The organism is Gilvimarinus gilvus (assembly GCF_030518155.1).
Classification (GTDB): Bacteria; Pseudomonadota; Gammaproteobacteria; order Pseudomonadales; family Cellvibrionaceae; genus Gilvimarinus; species Gilvimarinus gilvus.
The window spans coordinates 78,112-98,415 of the sequence record NZ_JAULRU010000548.1 but is presented as its reverse complement, the minus strand read 5'-3'; the positions used below and the strand labels follow the sequence as shown (position 1 = coordinate 98,415).

General features: G+C 50.9%; 14 protein-coding genes. 12 read left to right on the top strand and 2 right to left on the bottom strand.

Annotated elements, in window-relative coordinates; translation table 11 throughout:
* Nucleotides 1–24: 24 nt before the first annotated feature.
* Genes QWI17_RS10460 through QWI17_RS10450 form a run of 3 tightly spaced genes read left to right on the top strand, consistent with a single transcriptional unit; the run spans nucleotide 25 to nucleotide 3,058 of the window.
* The gene (locus QWI17_RS10460; protein ID WP_302722451.1) at nucleotides 25–1,329 is read left to right on the top strand and encodes a TRAP transporter large permease; all 1,305 of its coding nucleotides are present in this window, start codon (nucleotides 25–27) and stop codon (nucleotides 1,327–1,329) included.
* Between the two features lie 15 nt (nucleotides 1,330–1,344).
* Nucleotides 1,345–1,728, top strand: a complete 384-nt coding sequence (locus tag QWI17_RS10455) for a VOC family protein (protein ID WP_302722450.1) — start codon at nucleotides 1,345–1,347, stop codon at nucleotides 1,726–1,728.
* Between the two features lie 46 nt (nucleotides 1,729–1,774).
* A complete protein-coding gene (locus QWI17_RS10450) occupies nucleotides 1,775–3,058 on the top strand; it encodes a pectate lyase family protein (RefSeq protein ID WP_302722449.1) in 1,284 nt (427 codons plus the stop codon).
* Here the strand turns inward: QWI17_RS10450 and QWI17_RS10445 are convergent.
* Entirely contained in the window at nucleotides 3,049–3,996 is a 948-nt protein-coding gene (locus tag QWI17_RS10445) for a sugar kinase (protein ID WP_302722448.1), read from the bottom strand. The genes QWI17_RS10450 and QWI17_RS10445 overlap by 10 nt on opposite strands.
* A gap of 333 nt (nucleotides 3,997–4,329) precedes the next feature.
* Between QWI17_RS10445 and uxaC the strand changes: the two genes are divergently transcribed.
* From uxaC to QWI17_RS10400, 9 genes are all read left to right on the top strand, one after another.
* Nucleotides 4,330–5,745, top strand: a complete 1,416-nt coding sequence (uxaC, locus tag QWI17_RS10440; RefSeq protein ID WP_302722447.1) for a glucuronate isomerase — start codon at nucleotides 4,330–4,332, stop codon at nucleotides 5,743–5,745.
* Nucleotides 5,746–5,766: 21 nt separating this feature from the next.
* Entirely contained in the window at nucleotides 5,767–7,239 is a 1,473-nt protein-coding gene (locus tag QWI17_RS10435; RefSeq protein ID WP_302722446.1) for a mannitol dehydrogenase family protein, read from the top strand.
* A gap of 2 nt (nucleotides 7,240–7,241) precedes the next feature.
* Nucleotides 7,242–8,384, top strand: coding sequence for a pectinesterase family protein (locus tag QWI17_RS10430; RefSeq protein WP_302722445.1), 1,143 nt, complete (start codon nucleotides 7,242–7,244; stop codon nucleotides 8,382–8,384).
* Nucleotides 8,385–8,615: 231 nt separating this feature from the next.
* Nucleotides 8,616–9,635 carry a substrate-binding domain-containing protein gene (locus tag QWI17_RS10425; protein WP_302722444.1) on the top strand — a complete coding sequence of 340 codons (1,020 nt, stop codon included), beginning with the start codon at nucleotides 8,616–8,618 and terminating at the stop codon, nucleotides 9,633–9,635.
* Between the two features lie 25 nt (nucleotides 9,636–9,660).
* Nucleotides 9,661–11,328 (top strand): family 43 glycosylhydrolase, encoded by a 1,668-nt coding sequence (locus QWI17_RS10420; protein WP_302722443.1) that lies wholly within the window; start codon nucleotides 9,661–9,663, stop codon nucleotides 11,326–11,328.
* Nucleotides 11,329–11,685: 357 nt separating this feature from the next.
* The gene (locus QWI17_RS10415; protein WP_302722442.1) at nucleotides 11,686–14,445 is read left to right on the top strand and encodes a TonB-dependent receptor; all 2,760 of its coding nucleotides are present in this window, start codon (nucleotides 11,686–11,688) and stop codon (nucleotides 14,443–14,445) included.
* Between the two features lie 379 nt (nucleotides 14,446–14,824).
* A complete protein-coding gene (locus QWI17_RS10410; RefSeq protein ID WP_302722441.1) occupies nucleotides 14,825–16,420 on the top strand; it encodes a carboxylesterase/lipase family protein in 1,596 nt (531 codons plus the stop codon).
* 77 nt (nucleotides 16,421–16,497) lie between these two features.
* Nucleotides 16,498–16,731, top strand: coding sequence for a DUF2789 family protein (locus QWI17_RS10405; protein WP_302722440.1), 234 nt, complete (start codon nucleotides 16,498–16,500; stop codon nucleotides 16,729–16,731).
* Between the two features lie 342 nt (nucleotides 16,732–17,073).
* A complete protein-coding gene (locus tag QWI17_RS10400; protein WP_302722439.1) occupies nucleotides 17,074–17,700 on the top strand; it encodes an energy transducer TonB in 627 nt (208 codons plus the stop codon).
* Between the two features lie 85 nt (nucleotides 17,701–17,785).
* Here QWI17_RS10400 and QWI17_RS10395 read toward each other — a convergent pair whose 3' ends face one another.
* Nucleotides 17,786–20,269: a two-component system response regulator gene (locus QWI17_RS10395; protein WP_302722438.1), complete on the bottom strand. Its 2,484-nt coding sequence runs from the start codon at nucleotides 20,267–20,269 to the stop codon at nucleotides 17,786–17,788.
* Between the last annotated feature and the right edge of the window lie 35 nt (nucleotides 20,270–20,304).

The following is a 20,304-nucleotide window of genomic DNA, read 5'->3' as shown; positions in this document are numbered from 1 at the left end:
ACAATAATGAATTGAGGTAATCAGATGGATTGGTCCGTCGTCGTTCTTTTGGTGACGTTTGTTCTGCTGCTGGCGCTCAACGTTCCCATCTCTATTGGCATTGGTGTTGCGACCTTTGCCGCCATGCTATTTACCATCGACTTTGGTCCTGCCGCCGTAACGGTAGCGCAACGGATGGCCAGTGGTATTAACAGTTTCGCATTGCTCGCTATCCCATTTTTTGTACTCTCTGGGTTGCTGATGGGGCGGGGTGGCATAGCGCACCGGTTGATCGAGTTCGCCAAGGTGTTAATTGGTATGTTGCCTGGCGGCCTGGCCTTTGTGAATATTATTAGTTGTACTTTGTTTGGTGCCATATCGGGCTCTGCGGTGGCGGCTACCTCTGCCATTGGTGGCTTTATGGTGCCCGCCATGGAAAAGGAAGGTTACGACAGAAACTTCAATGCGGCCGTAACGGTTGCTTCCTCAACCACTGGTCTGTTGATTCCACCGAGTAATATTTTAATTGTCTACTCTCTGGCCAGCGGTGGTGTTTCCATTGCGGCACTGTTTATCGCCGGGTACTTGCCAGGTATTTTAGTGGCGCTTAGCTTAATGGCCGTCTGTGCGGTCTATGCCAAGGTGCACGGTTATCCTGTTGGCGTGATGCCAACGTTTAAGGATGTAGTGAAAAAGACCTTGGACGCTATTCCGAGTCTGTTTCTGATTGTCTTAGTGATAGGCGGTATTGTCGGCGGCTTTTTCACCGCGACTGAGGCCAGTGTTATTGCGGTGCTGTATTCGCTGATCCTGTCGGTTTTTGTGTATCGCGAAGTTAAAATTCCTGAGCTCCCTGAAATTTTTATTAAATCAGTAGAAACCACCGCTATTGTTATGTTGCTGATCGCCACTTCTACGGCAATGAGTTGGATGCTGAGCTACGAAAATATACCGCAAAATATTAGCAGTGCCTTGATGGGCTTGAGTGATAATCCGTTTGTAATCCTACTGACGATTAACCTAATTTTATTGTTGGTGGGCATCTTTATGGATATGACGCCCGCAGTGCTGATCTTCACACCTATTTTCTTGCCTGTTGCCATGGAACTGGGAATGTCCCCGCTGCATTTCGGCATAATGATGGTGCTGAACCTGTGTATCGGTTTGTGTACTCCGCCTGTGGGAGCTGTGCTATTTGTGGGCTGTGGTATTGCCAAAACTTCGATCGCGAAACTGATTAAGCCATTGATGCCCATGTATGCGGCGATGGTGGTCGTGCTGATGTTGGTGACATACGTGCCAGCAGTTAGTGAGTTTTTACCCACTTTCTTTGGTTTGTACGAAAAATAGATACGAGGTTTTCGAATGCGAATTGAGCACTTTGCCTTTAATGTCGAGGATCCAATCGCAATTGCCGAATGGTATTGTGAGCATTTGGGTTTTACGGTAAAGCACAAGTTTGACAAGGCTCCCCACACTCACTTTCTGGCGGACGTGACCGGCAAAGTGATGATAGAAATTTATAACAACCCGCCGGATGACGTGCCGGACTACCCGTCAATGAATCCACTCACTTTGCACCTGGCCTTTGTCAGCGATGACCCAGACCAAGATGCCAAACGCTTGTGTGGCGAAGGTTGTAAGATTGTCGATGATGTTCGTCTGCAAGATGGGTCGGTATTGCTGATGTTGAAAGACCCTTGGGGGTTTTCGATTCAGCTGTGCAAGCGCGGCAACCCTATGGTGTAGTTCTCCCCTTCTATAGTTTCTGTTACTCCAGGTCCCCGGAGGTTTTATGAGAATATTTACAATCAGTGGCAAAGTGTCAAACGCACTTGCCACGGTTTTCGCCTGCCTGCTAATGTCGTTAGCAAACGCTCAGGACCTCAGCAACGTAACGGGCTTTGGTATGGATACCCCCGCAGGTGAAGGTGGCCAGGTATTGAAAGTCACAAGCCTTGCCTCAGAAGGTGAGGGAACCTTGCGTTGGGCTCTGGAGCAAAAGGGGCCGCGTATTGTGGTGTTTGAGGTTGGCGGCGTGATAGACCTGGCTGGTAAAGGGGTTCGAATTACGGAGCCCTATGTCACGGTAGCGGGGCAGACCGCGCCCAGCCCAGGTATTACATTAATTCGAGGTGGTATTGGCATTGCCACGCACGATGTACGATTGCAGCACTTGCGCGTTCGCCCGGGAGCTAATGGCGGCGCTGCGCGTTCCGGTTGGGAGCCAGACGGTATAGGTATCTCCCGCAAGCATGCACGCAACATTCATATTGATCACTGCTCAACCAGTTGGGCTGTGGACGAGAATATGTCGGCATCAGGCGAGCGCACAGAGGGGCCAATGGCGACCTCCGGTAAGATAACGTTCAGTCGCTCGATCATTGCCGAGGCCCTAGACTATGCCACACATAAGAAAGGCAAGCACTCCAAAGGCATTTTGATTCACGACTATGTCCAAGATATTGCCGTAGTCGGTAACCTGTTCGCCCACAATGATCGCCGCAATCCCTATTTTAAGGCGCATGCCACCGGTGTTGTCGTTAACAATTATCTCTATAACATAGGTAATGCTGCGGTGCAGTTAGGCTACATCGAGGACGAGTGGATAGGTAAAGAACGCAAGCCCGCCAACCCCAGAGTCGCGGTCGTCGGCAATGAGCTACAGTACGGGCGTGACACCTATTCAGATTTAGCGTTGGTTGCACATCAAGGTGATGTTTACCTGAAAGATAATCGGGTGCTGAATTTAGATGGTGGCGATATGGCGCAAGTGCAGGGCGATATTAAACTGCTAGACAAGCCGCCGGTTTGGCCTAAAGGGCTTGAAGCGTTGCCTGTCGCAGAGGTTCGCGAAGCTGTGCTTGCCAATGCGGGGGCTCGCCCATGGGATCGGGATGCGGTAGACCTGCGTATTGTTGCCAGTGCGCGGCAAGGTAGGGGAAGGATCATTGACTCTGAGCAGGACGTAGGTGGGTACCCGAAAGTAACGCCAACCCACCGCGCACTGCAGGTGCCAACTAAGGCCCGCGATGTGCCGGCCTGGCTGGCGAGTTTTATTCCAGCAGGCTATCGCTGAGCGACTTCATCGAGGAACACAGACTTATCGATAACGCCGCCACGGTGGCGAATGATGACGCCGGCGCAGCGGTTGGCTTGTTGCGCGCATTCCTCCGGTCCTTTGCCTGCGAGATGAGCGGCAAGGTAGCCGGCGTTGAAAGTGTCACCGGCTGCGGTAGTGTCGACAATGTCGGTAACCTTCGGTACCGGGATTTCACTGCGTTGATCTCCTCTTAGTACCACAACATTGTCGCTGCCACGTTTCAACACGATTTCATCAATGGCAAAATCTTTATAACGCGCGAGTAGCTCACCAATGGCATCCCCGTCGGTTCCCCACAGTAACTCCTCGTCATCCAGTGTGAGTAGGGCGAGATCGGTCAAGCTTAAAATTTCGCGATTGGCCTGCTGCGCTTGCTCTGGCGATTGCCATAAGCGCGGACGGTAGTTGCTGTCAAAGGCAACTTTGCCCCCTTTCGCTTTGTAGCGGCGTAAAAAAGCGGCCAGGTTGTTACGGCCTGAGTCGCCAATAATAGCCAGAGTGATGCCCGACAGGTAGATCATATCGGTATCGGCGAGCTTTACCTCAAGGGCGGCGATTTCTTCTTCGTGCAGAAAAAGCTCACGAGCCGGCGCTCGGTCGCGCCAATAAAAAAACTCGCGCTCGCCATCGGAGGAGTTGTGAATCATGTACAGGCCAGGCACTTTACCTTTGTCGCGGACAATTGCACTGCTGGCAATTTGTTCCGCCTCCAGCCGGGCGATGACTGCGTCGCTGTAGTGGTCATCCCCCAGGCGGGTGACGTAAGTCGTTTCTGCGCCGAGTCGGGCGAGGGTGACGACGGTGTTGTAAGTGTCGCCGGCGTATGACAGCGCCTTGAGTTCGGTGCCTTGGGGGGCCGGCGGGGCCACTGCAAGCTCAATCATTACTTCACCGATACAGGCAATTTTCGTCATGGTGTTCTACCCTTGCTGGTTCATGCATTTGTGAGTGGGGGATTGTACAATTGGTCAAGCCGATTGTACATGTTGGCGCATCGCATTTGGGTTTTATGTTATAGTCATAATAACCATATAGTCGTGACGTTACGATCTATCAAGTGGCGTAAATCCCCCGCCAAGAGGCGGGAGGTAAGCGCTTTAAAGTCCGGCATGGTGTCGGGGATATTGACAGCAGAGCCGGTGTTTGACACTATAAATTGGTCATACCTAAGGGTTGGCCGATTGCCTCTCTGGTCAGACTGGTCAGACTGGTCAGCCTAACTACTACAACCAAGGTACAAGATTACAATGAGTGCACTCTACTTACACCCGGATCGCCTGTTCCCGACGGACGAGGCTACACGAGCGATTGCCCGTCGCCTGTATCAAGAAGTTAAAGACTTACCCATAGTCAGTCCGCACGGTCACACCGACCCGTCTTGGTTTGCGGACAACGAGCTGTTCCCCAATCCGGCAGAGCTGCTGATCAAACCCGACCACTATGTCTTCCGCATGCTCTATAGTCTGGGCGTGTCTATGGCTGACTTGGGCGTGCCGAGTAAGGCCGGTCTGCCGGTAGAGCAGGACCCGCGTAAAATATGGCGCTTGTTTGCCTCTCACTATCATGTCTTTCGTGGTACACCGTCCAGAATGTGGTTGGACTATGTATTCAGCGAAGTATTTAAGCTGGATCAGCTGCTCAACTCAGATACCGCAGACACTTACTACGATCGTATCGACGAGTATTTGCAAACCGAGGCGTTCCGCCCTCGTGCACTCATGGAAAGTTTTAACATTGAGTGGCTGGCAACCACCGAATCTCCGTTGGATGATTTGCGCCACCATCGTAAAATTCGAGAAAGCGGTTGGAAAGGTGGAGTGATTACCGCTTACCGTCCCGACCCGGTGGTTGACCCAGACTTTGAAGGTTTCGCCAACAACGTGGCCAAGCTCGGTGAAATTACAGGTGAAGATACCGGTAACTGGGCGGGTTATTTGGCGGCGCTGCAAAATCGTCGCGAGTACTTTAAATCGTTTGGCGCTACCTCCACAGATCACGGTCACCCTACAGCGCAGACCTCCGATTTGTCGGTGGCCGAATGCGAAGCTCTGTTTGCCAAAGCGCTAGCAGGTAACTGTTCCCCTGTAGAGGCCGAAGTATTCCGTGGGCAAATGCTGACAGAAATGGCGGGGATGAGCATCGAGGATGGATTGGTAATGCAAATTCACCCCGGCTCCTTCCGCAATCACAACCCGCAAGTGTTCAGCGGTTTTGGTCGCGACAAAGGCGCCGATATTCCATCGCAAACTGAATACGTAAATGCGCTTAAGCCCTTACTTGATAAATACGGCAACGACACTCGTCTGTCTATTATTCTGTTTACCCTGGATGAGACCGTATATTCACGCGAACTTGCCCCATTGGCAGGGCACTATCCGGTATTGAAGCTGGGACCTTCGTGGTGGTTCCATGACAGTCCTGAGGGTATGCGTCGTTTCCGCGAGCAAGTCACCGAAACGGCGGGTTTTTACAACACAGTTGGCTTTAACGATGATACGCGTGCCTTCTTGTCGATACCTGCCCGTCACGATGTGGCGCGTCGTATGGATTGCAATTTCCTGGCGCGTTTTGTGGCCGAGCATCGTTTGCCCGAAGATGAGGCTCGCGATGTTGCCATCGACCTGACCTACAACCTGGTGAAACAGGCCTACAAACTCGATTAAGTCAAAGTAGTGGAAGAATTCATGCAGCGTTTGAATAACGAAACCTTAGGGCAGCTTGCGACAACCGCAAGTTTGCCTACCTATGACCGCGATGCGCAAAGCGCCGGAATTGTCCACCTGGGTATCGGTGCTTTTCACCGGGCCCACCAGGCTTGGTATACCGAGGCGCTGCTGAACAGTGGTGCCAGTAACTGGCAAATTATCGGCGCCAGCCTGCGTTCGCCTACGGTGAAAAATCAGCTCGCAGAGCAAGACGGTCTTTACACCATTGTCGAGCGTGGGCCACAAGGTGAGCGCTTTCAGGTCGTGGGTGCCGTAAAAGACGTTTTAGTGGGGCCGGAGTCGCCAGAAGCCTTACTGGCGGTCATGTCCGATGCGACGACTAAGATCGTGTCTTTGACGGTCACCGAAAAAGGTTACTGCCATGATCCTGCGACCGGCAATCTCAATGTCGAGCACCCCGACATCGTACATGATCTGGCGAACCCTAACGCTCCTAAATCGGCCATTGGTTATATTGTTTCTGCGCTTAATGCCAGACGCTTGGCGGGCACCCCAACCTTTACCGTATTAAGTTGTGACAACCTGCCCAACAATGGCGAAGTACTTGAGAGGGTTGTGCTGCAGTACGCTGAAAAGTATGACGCGGAATTGGCCGCGTGGATTCGCACTAACACTACGTTTCCTTGCACGATGATTGATCGCATTGTACCTGCCACCACGGACGCTGACCGCAAAGAGCTAGAAGCTAAGTTGGGTTTGCGTGACGAGGGTATGGTGTTGGCGGAGCCGTTCAGTCAATGGGTTATCGAAGATAAGTTTTGCTCTGAGCGCCCGGCCTGGGAAGACGCCGGGGCACTGCTGGTAAGCGATGTGCACGCGTTTGAGATTATGAAATTGCGTCTGCTCAATGGCAGTCACAGTTTGTTGGCATATACGGGTTACTTGGCGGGATTTGATTATGTCAGCGAAGTGATGAACGAGCCGCTGCTGGCAAAGCTATGCCAGATTTTTATGGATCGTGAAGTCGGACAAACGGTTCAGGTCCCCGTCGGTTTCGATATGGAGGAGTACAAAGTACAGCTTCGCGAGCGTTTTTCGAATCCGGGTTTGAAGCACCGCACCTGGCAAATCGCGATGGATGGTTCACAAAAAATACCTCAGCGCTGGCTGCAAACATTACAGGCTCAGCTCGACGGTAATGGCGATATTGAATTGTTGTGTTTGGCGCTCGCGGCCTGGATTCAGTATGTGAGCGGCACAGATGAAAAAGGTGAAGCCATTGATGTGCAAGATCCTTTAGCGCAAACGTTAAAAGAGACATGCGATGCCAATGCGGACAACCTGGATGCAACCGTTGCCGCTGTACTGGGTGTCAAGGCAGTATTTCCAGAAGCTATTGCACAATCTGCTGCGGTACAAGGCCGAGTCGCCTATTGGTTGACAGAGATTAAGCAAGGTGGCGTGCTCGCGGCTATTGCTAAGGCAGTTTAACAATGACTCGTAGCGCGAGCCTGATGGCGCGGCTTTGTCAGGCCTTGTTGTTGGTCGCTTTAGTGTTGTTTGTGTTCAGTGAGGCGCAAGCCGAACAGAGCTTCGATGCACTGGTCAGCAAAGCCGAACGGCCGCGCCCGCAGGGTACCGATGCATTACCTCGTTTTGCGACGGTGAACGGTGCGCTGAATGCAGGCTATTCATCGATTGCGATTGCCTCGGGTGAGTATTATGAAAAAGTCACTGTTAATCGCGACCACGTTGCATTGATTGGCGTTGGCGAGCAAAAGCCTCGAATTTATTTCGATGCTTACGCGGGAGAGTCGGGTGCTTATCATCGCGATGAGTGGGGAACACCCGGCTCGGCAACAATGACGATCAATGCCGTTGGTGTGCGTCTCCACAACATTCGCGTCGATAATAGTTTTGATTTTCTGGCAAATGATGCGCTTGCCAAAGATCATCCGCAAAAGCGGCGTCACTCGCAGGCGGTGGCCTTGTTGTTGGATGTGGACAGCGATCTCACGCATATCAGTGCAAGTGAATTCCACGGTTTTCAGGATACCGTGTTTGCAGATGGCGGACGCACACTGTTTGAGCATTCACTGATAACGGGTAATGTCGATTATATTTTTGGCGATGGGCTGGCGGTTTTCGCTGATTGTGAAATTCGTACGATGCCTCGCGGCCGCGAATACCGCGAGGGAGAATTACAGGGGTATATTACGGCGCCTTCTACCAATATCGACCAACCTTATGGTCTGGTGTTTATTAATGCTCGGCTAACCCGCGATGAGCAGGTGCACGACGGCAGCATCTCGCTAGGGCGCCCTTGGCACCCGACTACGACCTTTGCCGATGGCCGTTATGCCGACCCAGATGCAATCGGTTCGGCCTTGTTTGTCGACTCTGAACTGGGCGCTCATATTTTGGCTGAAGGCTGGTCAAGTATGCGGGGTACCGCTCGCGATGGCACCAAGTCCAGAGTATTTACCCCTGCTGAGTCGCGCTTTTTTGAATCTCAAAATCGGGGCCCAGGCGCGCAAAAGCACGCAGAACGTAAACAGCTATCAGAGTCACAGCGTGTCGCGCTAAAGAAGTTTGTCGCTGAGCTTAAGGCGCACATTTTAGCGGTAGGTCGTTAATTCGACCGCTGCCACTCCCCCCCCCCTCAGCCTTTATTACCTCAAATTCCCTGTCACTTCTTAAAAAACAACGAAAAGTCGCGTATTTCAACGAACTCAGTGTTTGCTAACTCGCGTTAGCATTATTTGTACTATATATTCGCCTGAAAGTGGTATTACCAATAAAAGTAAATGGTAAGCCCAGCCCTAGAGTGAATGCCCAAATAACAATAATGGGAAGGAGGGGAGTATATGCCGCAATCCGTTGATGATATTGCCCAAAGCCTGGACTTATCAGTAACCACTATTCGTTTGGTTTTGTTGGGAAAGGCGCGCAAGTATCGTATCAGCCGAGCGACAGAGGCGCGCGTTCGCACCTATATTGATGAGCATGGTTACCAAATCAACCACGCCGCGCGAAGCTTGCGCTTAAAGCGCTCTGACACCTTAGCGCTTATCGTCCCAAGGTTGTCTAATCACTATTTTGCCTACCTTGCTGAGCTTATGGAAAGTCGTTGTCAGCAGGCGGGCTTACAGCTGATGGTGTCTTGTTGCTATGACAACGAAGAGAATCAGTTGAAACTCATCGATAACTTTCAGCAGCGCAATGTCGATGGCCTTTTTCTGGTGCCGTCAAATGCCAAATTGGCGACTACCGCTGCCAAGCTTTTTAACGATCGGCTGGTGCTCCTCGATCGTGACTTTAGTCTTCCCAATTTTTCTGTGGTTATTTCTGATAACGAATCGGCGGGCGAGCAAATGACACGCTATTGCCTGGATTTCTGTAAACGCAACGGTCGTGAGCAAAGTGTATTGTTTATTGCCGGCAATCCATTCATGCCGTCTATTGACGCGCGCTTGCAGGGAGTGAAGCGGGCGGCTAAAGAGGCGGGGTTGAATCGCAAGCAGTTCGTAGTTCGCACTGCTCCTCGCAATGGCTTTGGGGAGGGGGTGGATGCAATAAATGCGTATCTACAAGATCATAATTCCTTGCCTTCAGTGTTAATGACCTCGTCAATTCCTGTATTTGAGGGCGCTTTGAGTGCGCTGCGCGAGTCGCCCTTAGGTTATTCGTCAAGCCAGGTGTTGGCGACTTTCGATGACAACACCATGCTGGATTTTTTGCCCAATCCGGTCGTCTCTTTGCGCCAGGATTACGACAGCATGATTGACCATGCTTTCGCGGAGATGCAGTTTTTGTTACGGGGGCAGACCAAGCCTTTGCGACACGTATCACCTCTCACTCTTATTGCCAGAAATATGGCGAACTAAATTCTAGGATTCAATCGGGTTTGTTATGAAGTGCATAAACGTATTGCTAACAATGTTGGCCACCAGTGCTTTCTTGGTTGCTTGTCAATCTCATGACAGAGATGGGTCAACAGCTGATCAAGAGTGTCATGAGTATTTGGGGAATGCCTTTATTCCCAACTGCCAGACGTGGAATAGCACGTATGAAGGCCAGCGCCAGGCCGGTCTCGGAGATGGCACCTACCTTAATCCCATCATGGCGGGTGATCACCCCGACCCAAGTATTCTGAAAGATGGCGACGACTATTACATGGTCTTTTCCACCTTTGAGTCTTACCCAGCCCTTACCATTTGGCGCTCTACCGATATGGTGAATTGGCAGCCAGTTGGCCCCGCTCTGGAAAAGTATATTGGCAGCATTTGGGCGCCGGAGCTAACCAAGCACGGCGATCGATACTACGTATATATTCCCGCTAAGTACCCGGGTCACAATTCCAACTATGTTGTTTGGGCCGATAATATTGCGGGTCCCTGGTCGGACCCGATTGATCTGGACCCCAACGCTGAATATCCCGATCGTATTGACCCTGGCCATATTGTCGGTGAAGACGGAAAGCGCTACTTGTTTTTTTCCCATGGCGATTACGTGCAGTTGTCCGATGACGGCCTGAGTTACGTGGGGGAGATGAAGCACACCTATGATGGATGGCAGTATCCGGAACAATGGGATGTCGAAAGTTACGCGCAAGAAGGCCCAAAAATGATGAAGCGTGGTGACTATTTTTATATGACAACGGCCGTCGGTGGAACTGCAGGGCCCCCTACGGGCCACATGGTGATTGCGGCACGTTCAAAAAGCATTCATGGACCATGGGAAAACTCCCCTTACAACCCAATTGTGCGTACCGAGTCCGCTTCGGAAAAGTGGTGGTCACGTGGTCATGCCACCGTGGTTGAGGGGCCCACCGAAGGCGATTGGTACATGATGTACCACGGTTATGAAAATGGTTTCCATACTCTGGGGCGTCAGGCGCTGCTGGAACCAATTGAGTGGCTGGATGATGGTTGGTACGTGTCTTCCGGGTTTGATGTGGGTGAACCAATCCCCAAGCCTAAGGGGGCCAAGTCGTCAAATGTTCGGCACGGTATGCCGCTGTCTGATGACTTTAGTCGTAATAAGTTTGGTGTGCAATGGAGCTTTTTCCGTGGGGATATCTCCGAGCGTGAGCGGCTTCACTACGGCACAGATGAAAAAGGACCGTTCTTGCGCTTAGATCCAAAAGGTGACTCGCCCAGTAACTCGTCGCCAATGACGTTTGTGGCGGGGGATCAGGCGTATCAGTTTGAGGTGGACATTGAGTTGTCTGACGGCGCGCTTGGCGGCGCTCTGCTGTTTTACAACGATAAGCTGTATGCGGGCGTGGGGGCGTTGCAGGATAAGTTCTTGCTGCACCGGTATGGAATGGATCAGCGCTATGCGTTTAAGCCCGAGGGTAATGAGATACGCCTGCGGGTTACCAACGATCGCCATATTCTCACGATTCACTACAGCGCTGATCAGGGAGAAACATGGCACAAATACCCTACGCAAATGGAGGTGTCGGGCTATCACCATAACGTCGCTTACGGGTTTATGAGTTTGCGCCCTGCGTTATATGCCGCTGGAGACGGAGCTGTCATTTTTCGCAATTTTAAGTACCGGGCGCTGCCGTAATTAACGCTGAGCATGCATGGGGTTTTTCATTAGCCTGCTAGGCTGAGCCTTGTGCTGTGAACGATTGGGTGATCAGGATCGATTGCCCTTAGCGGCCTATTGCCTGAGATATTGGACAGGCCAATATATTTTTTTGTCTTTACTTTTATCTTTTAAAATAACCAAAAAGTGCTTGCTTAAGCGTTATGTAGGGAGTTTAATTGGTTTGGCCAATAATCAGTTGGTTCAGAGAGTGTTGCTATTATAACTATTAATTGGTCTGTCCTATTTTGCTCCGCTTGAAGTGTATGCATGGCAGGCTGGTTTCGAGAGTTGCCAAACTCAACCACATAAAAAAACGAAACTATGGAGTTGCTTATGATTACTCGCACAAATCACAAAGGTGCAACCATTGCTACCAGTTGCTCGGCGCTGGCCTTAGCGCTGTCGCTGTCCGCACCGGGCTACGCGCAGGAAGGCGCCGAAGATATGGGTTTGCTGGAAGAGGTTGTAGTAACCGGCTTCCGTCAAAGCTTGAGTCAGGCGTTGGATGTTAAGCGTGAGGCCGTAGGTACGGTCGACGCTATTCTTGCTGAAGATATCGCGGACTTCCCGGATCAAAACCTGGCTGAGTCGCTGCAGCGTATTCCCGGTGTCACCATTACCCGTGACTCAGGTGAAGGTCGTGCCATCTCGGTGCGCGGTTTATCGGGTGAGTTCACCCGTATTCGCATTAACGGTATGGAAGCTATCGCCACAACCGGTGGTGAAGGTGGTCCAAATCGTGGACGTGGTTTCGACTTTAACGTGTTTGCCTCCGAACTGTTTAACTCTATTGTGGTGCGCAAGACGGCCTCCGCCAATGTCGATGAGGGTTCTCTTGGTGCTGTGGTTGATCTCAATACCGGCCGCCCCTTTAACTATAAGGAGGGTGTTACGTTTGCGGCTAACGTTGAAGGCCAGTATAACGACCTAACGGAAGATACCGGGCCTCGTGTGTCGGGCTTGTTTGCCTACAACGACCCTGAAGGCGTGTGGGGGGCTTCTGTATCAGCGGCTTATTCCGACACCACCACCGAAGAGCTAGGGCAAAATACCGTGCGCTGGGCGCAGGCAGGATTCGCCACCGTTAAAGGCGTCGATTGTGCGGCCAACCCGGGTGATTCCGGTTGCGCTGAAGTAAGTAACGCGTTTCACCCGCGTATTCCTCGCTACGGACAAATTGAAGTTAAGCGTGAGCGTTTGGGGTTAACCGCCGGATTGCAGTTCCGTCCATCGGATGCCACCACCGTAAGTATTGATGCTCTTTACTCTGAGTTGGATGCGTCACGTGGTGAGAAGTGGGGCGAAGTTTTGCTGCGCGGTAACGAAAGCGGTATGGATGTACTCGATTACACCTACGACCCGGCGACCAACAATCTCACCATGATGGAAATGGATAACGCGTGGGTTCGCAACGAAAACTTTGAAAAAGCCTGGACCACCGAGTTTTCCCAGATCGGTTTAGACATCGAGCATGAGTTCAGTGATAACTTTAGCGGCCACCTGTTGGTGGGGCAGTCAGAGTCGACCCTGAACTTTTCTCATGAAATTACCTTTATGTACGATGACCGTGATTATGAAGGTTATCTCTACGATTACAGCGATGACGAAACGCCGATATTGGCCTTTAATGGTCCGGATGTTACCGACCCTACCAATTTCCAGATGTCGGAATTCCGCGATCGTCCCACCAATACCGTACACGGTTTCGATAACCTCGCGGTAGATTTTACCTGGCAAATGTCAGATGCCTTTAGTGTGGACTTTGGTGCCAGTTACAAGAAGTTCACTTTCGAGACTGAAGGCTTCCGTCGCGATTCCACTGTGTGTGGTAACGAAAACATCGACTTCAACTGCGACCCCAATGGCGACGGCACTAACGAGCTCTATGGTATTTGGGGCACGCCAGAGCTGAGTGAAGTCTACAACTTTGGTGACAGCGTGGCGGCCGGTTCAACCTCAAGTTGGGTCATACCTAGCTTAGATGGTTGGATCAATGAAATTGATCTGTTTAATCAGCCTTTGCGTGAAGACCAGGGCAATATTCGCGAAGTTGAAGAAGAAGACACGGCTCTGTTTGTGCAGTTGAACGGTGATCTGGATTTCGGCGGTATGGACTTCCGCTTTGATGTGGGTGTTCGCTATGCGGAAACCAATCAAACATCGAGTGGTTACAATTCCGGGACTTATGTAACCGTTGACCGCGATGCGTATGATGATATTTTGCCATCGTTCAACACGGCCTTGTGGCTTACCGAGGACTTGGTGTGGCGCGTAGCAGGCTCACAGGTAATGACTCGCCCTGGATTGGGTAACTTGTCACCGGGTGGTAGTGTTGACCCGTTCAACTACCGGGTGTCCTATAAAAATCCTTATCTCGACCCAACACGTGCCGACTCTTTAGATACGTCTATTGAATGGTACTTTGCGGATGAGGCTGCGCTGTCGTTTGCGGTGTTCTACAAAGATATTGAGTCGCGTCCAATCGGTACAGAATCTGAGGGCACCTATGCGTCTACTGGTCTGCCATTGTCTCTGTTGAACCCGACTTCTCCAGCCGGTCAGAATCCAGAAGGTCAGCCTTGGACTATTTCGTCTTTGGGTGATGGCCCTGGTGGTGCAGTGGAAGGCTTCGAGTTGGCCTACCAATCGCCGCTTTCTGTGTTTGGCGGTAAAGACAGCATTCTGGATAATTTCGGTGTGATTGCGAACTACACATACGTAGACTCTGAAGTTGATTACACCTTTGGTGATGAGATTATTACAGAGCGTCTGTTTGGCCTTTCAAACTACTCGTACAACGCGACTCTTTATTATGAAGATGACAAGTTCAATGCGCGTATTTCTGCGGCCTACCGGGATGATTATTTAACCGGCACCAGCGGTAATAACAATCGCTTTGAAGGCTACGGCGGCACCATGAACGTCGACGTATCAGCGGGCTATGCGCTTACCGAAAACTTAGACCTTAAGTTTGAAGCCATAAACCTGACTGACGATTACCAGGATCGTTTTACCGATCTCGAAAACAAGCGTCGCTATGAGTGGGATCATACCGGCCGAGTATTTACCGTTGGCGTTAAATACACTATGTAAGCCAACTGGTATACCAGCCCCCAGGACGATGGTTTAGTTAAAAAAGTCCTGTTTTGCAGCCGAACCGGCTTTGCTGTGTTCGGCTGCTTTTTATCTGAAATTCGTAAGTGCGGCCCGTGTGTAAGCCAGGGCTCTAGAGTAAAGAAGCTGTCGCAGTACGGCTCGTTAAGTGGCGCATCCAAAAATTAATTTTCCGCATACTAGCAAAACCCTTCAGTTTGTTTTTCTATTTTAGTCGCACAATGGCTGAATCTGTTTATACAAAAAGGGCTCCCGGTAAGCGTTGTAATTGGGCTTTAAGTGAAAAATTAGATAAAGGTTCCCACGCTGATACCAGCGATGTTGGTGTCAGTGAAATTGGCAGGCAGGAAGATTAAATATGACAAAATCTGTAAATTATTCGCGCCGTAGGCTATTAAAAAATACCGCCGTAGCGTCAGCGCTGGTGGCAGGCTCATCAAGCGTCTTGGGTGAGACCAATCCGCAATTACAAACGCGCAGTGGTGGAGTAAGCGGCACCCGTCGCAACGGGCTCAATATCTTTAAAGGCATACCATACGCAGCCAGCACCCAAGGCCGACGCTTTCTGCCCCCGCTAAAAGAGGAGGCTTGGCATGGATTACGCGATGCTGCCGAGTATGCGAAGTCCGCGCCGCAGCGCAGTGACGAATCCTACAGTGAAGATTGCCTTTATTTAAATTGTTGGACTCCTGGCTTGAGTGATGGCGGTAAGCGCCCCATTTTGTTTTACATACACGGTGGTGGTTACGCCACCGGCTCGGGCAGCGATCCTTTGTACGATGGCTCCAGCCTGTGTCATCAGGGGGATGTTGTCGTAGTGACGGTGAACCATCGCCTCAATGCCTTTGGTTATTTGTATCTGGCTGATTTAGCGGGGGATGAATACGCTCACTCCGGTAATGTGGGGCAGCTTGATTTAATCGCCGCCCTGCGCTGGGTGCAGGAGCATGCCGAAGCGCTGGGTGGTGATCGCCATAACGTAACGGTATTCGGCCAGTCGGGTGGCGGTGCGAAAATAGCGACGCTGATGGCAATGCCTATGGCAAAGGAATTGTTTCATCGAGCCTGGACCATGAGCGGACAACAAGTAACCGCGGCCGGACCGCGCTCAGCGACCCAGCGAGCGCAACGCTTTTTAGACGCGTTAAAGCCCAATGGTAGCTTGGCCCAGCAACTTGAGGCTGTGGCTTCGGCACCTGTCGAGCAGTTGCTGGAGGCGACCAAGGTCGAAGATTTTTCCCGGGTGGAAGACAAATCCCTGCATTTTTGCCCGGTCATGGATTCCGGTGTTTTACCTCGTCATCCTTTTTGGCCGGACGCCCCCGTGCAGTCCGCGCATATTCCTATGGTGATTGGTAACACCAAGGACGAAACCCGCGCCTTTCTAGGCAAACCAGAAAATTTCGCCCTGACCTGGGCGGATTTGCCGGCCAAAATACGCAAGCAGCAGTTTGTCGACATATCGCCTGAACGGGTAGTGGAACACTACCGCAAGCTATACCCAAACTATTCGCCTAGCGATATATTTTTTGCGAGTACCACTGCGGGGCGTTCCTGGCGTGGTGCGGTAGAGGAGCTGCAAGTGCGGGCAGAGCAGGGAAGCAATACCTGGGCTTATCAATTGGACTGGGGGTCTCCTCTTGATGGTGGAAAGTACGGCGCTTTTCACACTCTGGATATTCCATTGGTGTTCAATAATATTCACCAGCCGGGTTCGCGCACCGGAGGTGGCGAGCAGGCATTGCAGGTGGCGGATACCATGAGTCGGACGCTCCTGGCCTTTGCCCATAGCGGGTCACCAAATGCAGAGAATCTGCCCAAGTGGGAGCCATATACGTTAGCTGAACGCAAAACCATGGTGTTTGATGTGCCTTCGCAGCAACACAAGGATCCGCGAGGTGCAGAGAGAAAATTTTACGCTAAGGTCCCTTTTATGCAGCGTGGCACTTACTAGGAGCGGCGGAAATTTTTATTGCGCGTAAGGCTCCTCTAATACTGGTGCCGAAGTCATTCAACCTTAGGCGTCGAGATATGGAAGCGCCAGTACGCAGTATGTCAGCGTTGTTTGACCAACTCGGGCTGCCCAGCAATGAGCCCGACATTGATGCCTATATTCAAAAACACCGACCGTTAAGCGCCTCTACCCCTTTGGCCCAGTGCGCCCTGTGGAATGAAGGGCAGCGTCACTTTCTGGAAGAAGCTTTGCAGAATGACGCCGACAGGACTGAGTTTGTGGATGAGTTGGATACACGTTTGCGCGCGTAACCTGCATTAAGTGTTCAGTCTAGCCGGCAGATTTCTCTAATCTGCTCAATATGCGCGGCCACGCTCTCACTCATTGCGTTGGCAATACACCGTCGGCTTAGGAATTAGTCGTCGCTCGCGAGGTGATTGGTATGCGCTAGCGAGTAACACAATCGTGTTTTCAGTTAAATTTTTCATAGACTAACTGCTTGCGAAGTTCCAGTCGATTTTAAGACGTATTATCTAATAAAATCTTCTCAGTTATTCAATTAAACTCTTGGCAACTTAATTCGTGCCCTCCTATGGTTACAGCAAGGGTGATCGTCGTCACCTTTTCCTACAGATGTTGCAGAGGGTAGCAATATGAGTACAGCGCAATTGAACGTCGCTCGTTTTACGGCCGTGCCGCTGGGGTTAATGGCCACGTTAGCACTTTTGTTTATGATGGCCAGCTTGATTAAAACCGACTTTACCTTGGAGGCTCCGCCCCCTGCCGTGCCAATCGGGAAGGTGGTTATGCCCGTAGAGAAAAAAATTGTTGTTGAGTATGAAAAGCCTGCACGCCCTGAAGATCCACCGCAAACGCCGGTGACCCCCTTTGATCAGCCTGCCGTTAGCGTTGAAGTAACGTTTAACCCTCACGCTGTTACGCCTCCTGCAGTGGCAAAGGGTGGCCCGGTAATCTTTGATGGCACTGGCGGTGACTTGCTGCCTATTTTAAAAGTGGCCCCCATGTACCCAACGCGAGCCTCGACACGAGGTATTGAAGGGGAGGTTATTGTTGCGTTTACCGTAACCCGTACTGGCGCCACCCGCGATATACAGGTGGTCAGCGGATACCGCACAAATGGCGAGCCTACCTCTATATTTGACTCGGCCGCTATTGCCGCGGCTGAAAAGTTTAAGTACAAGCCACGGGTTATCGACGGCGAACCTGTTGAGGTTCATAACGTCCAGAATAAGTTTGTATTTGAAATGCAGGCTGAATAACAGTGACACATGATCGTGCCAAGCCCGGCCGCTGCCGGCTGGGCTTGGCAGTTACCGTTGCTTAGTGTTTTTTGTTAGGTCAATGTCAATGCGAATTGGTTTGTAACAAGGATAGGTCTACCGTATCTTTCAGCAACTGGTCAAACTCTTTAAGCGGCACGGGCCTGCCAAATAGATAGCCCTGCCCCTGTTCACAACCCATTTCTCTTAGCTGTGCGTACTGTTCTTCGAGTTCGATACCTTCAGCACACAAATCGATATTGAGTGAGCGGCCAAGCTGTATGACAGCTTTTACAATGTCACAGTCATTTTTATCTGTGGTCATGTCCCGAACAAAGGACTGATCGATTTTAAGTGTATCCACCCGAAATTTCTTTAGGTAAGACAGGCTCGAATATCCAGTGCCGAAATCGTCTATGGCAATTTTTATCCCCAGGTCATGGCACGCTGAAAAGGTATTCTGCACCAGATCAATGTCCTCCATTAACATACTCTCGGTGACCTCAATTTCGAGGTTGCCAGTTGGGAAGCCAATGGATCTTAGAATATCGGACAGTTCTTGCGCGAAAAGGCGTGAGCGCAGCTGCGCCGCCGAGACGTTGACCGAAATAGTAAAATTACTATTAGTGTTTAGCCATTTTTTGGCCGCTTTACACGCTTTTACCAAAACTTGTCTGCCGAGCTCGGGAGCAAGGCCTACCTCCTCTGCGAGGCCAATAAATTTGTCTGGTGAAATAATTGCGCCGTTGGGGTCTTTTAGCCTCACCAATGCCTCGGCGCCGTATATTTGGCCATTGTTCAAATGAATCTTTGGTTGGTAATAGACCTCGAGCTGATCCTTGCGAATGGCATGGCGCAGCCATTGTTCTATTTCCTGGCGAGCCATCAACGACTCTTCCAGCGCCTGAGAGAAAAAGCAGTGACGTTTTCTACCCTCGTGCTTTGCCCGATACATGGCGACATCGGCGTGGCGCATAATATTGTCCATGGAGTCGGAATCATCGGGAAAAATACTGACGCCAATACTGCAGGAAAGACTGTACTCGGTACTCTCAATTCGAACGGGGTCTTCCAGGCACTCAATTAACCGTTCAGCGAGAAAATTGATTTCAGGGGGGTCACCCGGGCAAGGGTAAACCACCATAAACTCGTCGCCGCCTATGCGTGCCAGCGTACAGTTTGCTAACAATGGGCCCGACAGACGCTTGGCCACCATTTTGATAATAATATCGCCGGTATCGTGGCCCAGCGAATCGTTTAAATATTTAAAGTGATCAATATCGATTAAGTATACGGCCACTTTAGAGTGTTGAGCTTGAGCTTCGCGGAATGCCTGCTCGAGTCGATCTTGCAGTAAAATTCGATTGGGGAGGTTAGTCAGTTGGTCGTAGTTGGCCAAATGGCTCATTTTAACCGCCATGGCAATGGCCTCACTGACATCGTGAAAAACGATTACGGCGCCGGTTAATTCATCGTGTTCATTAAAAATCGGCGCTGCCGAGTCTTCAATGCGATAGACCTCTCCGGATCGGGATTGTAATTGACAGTTTAGTGCCATGCCGACGGTGCGCTTTTCCTTTAAAGCTTGAATGGCGGGGTTGATGGCGCGCTCTTTACTGATCGCATCACGCAAATCCATAACCGACTCGATCGAGCGGTTAAGAGCCTGCAGCTCGCTAAAGCCGGTCATGCGCTCGGCGATTGGGTTTATAAAGGTAACCTTGCCGTCCGCATTTGTCGCGATTACTGCATCGCCGATAGAGTTGAGGGTAATCCGCATACGCTCTTTTTCAGCGGCTAAGGCATGTTCGACACGCTTTAGGCTGGAAATATCGTATAGAGTAACGAGATACCCTTCGTTGCGATCTTTGTAGTGACGTTTGCGCACGGTTAATTTTACATGGCGCAGTGTTAGATCGGTGCGGCACTCGAGGCTAGACTCATAAACCTCATCGGAGTTGGCCGCCATAAGGCGTATTGGGCCCACCAGATTTTCCGGATAGTACTCATCAATGGCGAGAGATTTGGCTGCAAGCGCATTGATACCAAACCAGCTGCCAGTATCGTCGTTATTGTAAAGATTCTTCCAATTTGATGACCATAAGCTGACATGTACGGGAAGGTGGCGCAACAGGGCGTTGGTGTCGTCATGGGCGAGTTTGAGAGCCTTATTCTTTTGCTGGATATCCAGATGGTTGCGCACACGTAAAATACAGGCGCCAAAATCAATCGGCTTGCGAATTAAATCAATACCTCCGGCGGCCAGTGACATTACCTCAAGATCCTGATCTTCACTGGCTGTAACAAATAAAATGGGTATGTCAGCTAATTTGGGGTCGGTTTTCAGTGTTTGGCACACATCAATGCCGCTGATGCCCGGCATATAAACATCAAGAATAATAACGTCGGGAATTGTGTTTCTGGCTATGAGTATAGCCTCAGCACCATCACAGGCGGTGAGTACTTCCCCCAAGTCTTTGAGGCCTTCGGCCAACAAAAAGCGCGTGGCTTCGTCGTCGTCAACGACCAAAATATTGGGTTGCACTATAGTTTGAATCGAAGGCTCCATGTAACTCCCGAAATCGTCGTGTCCGTTACTTACTG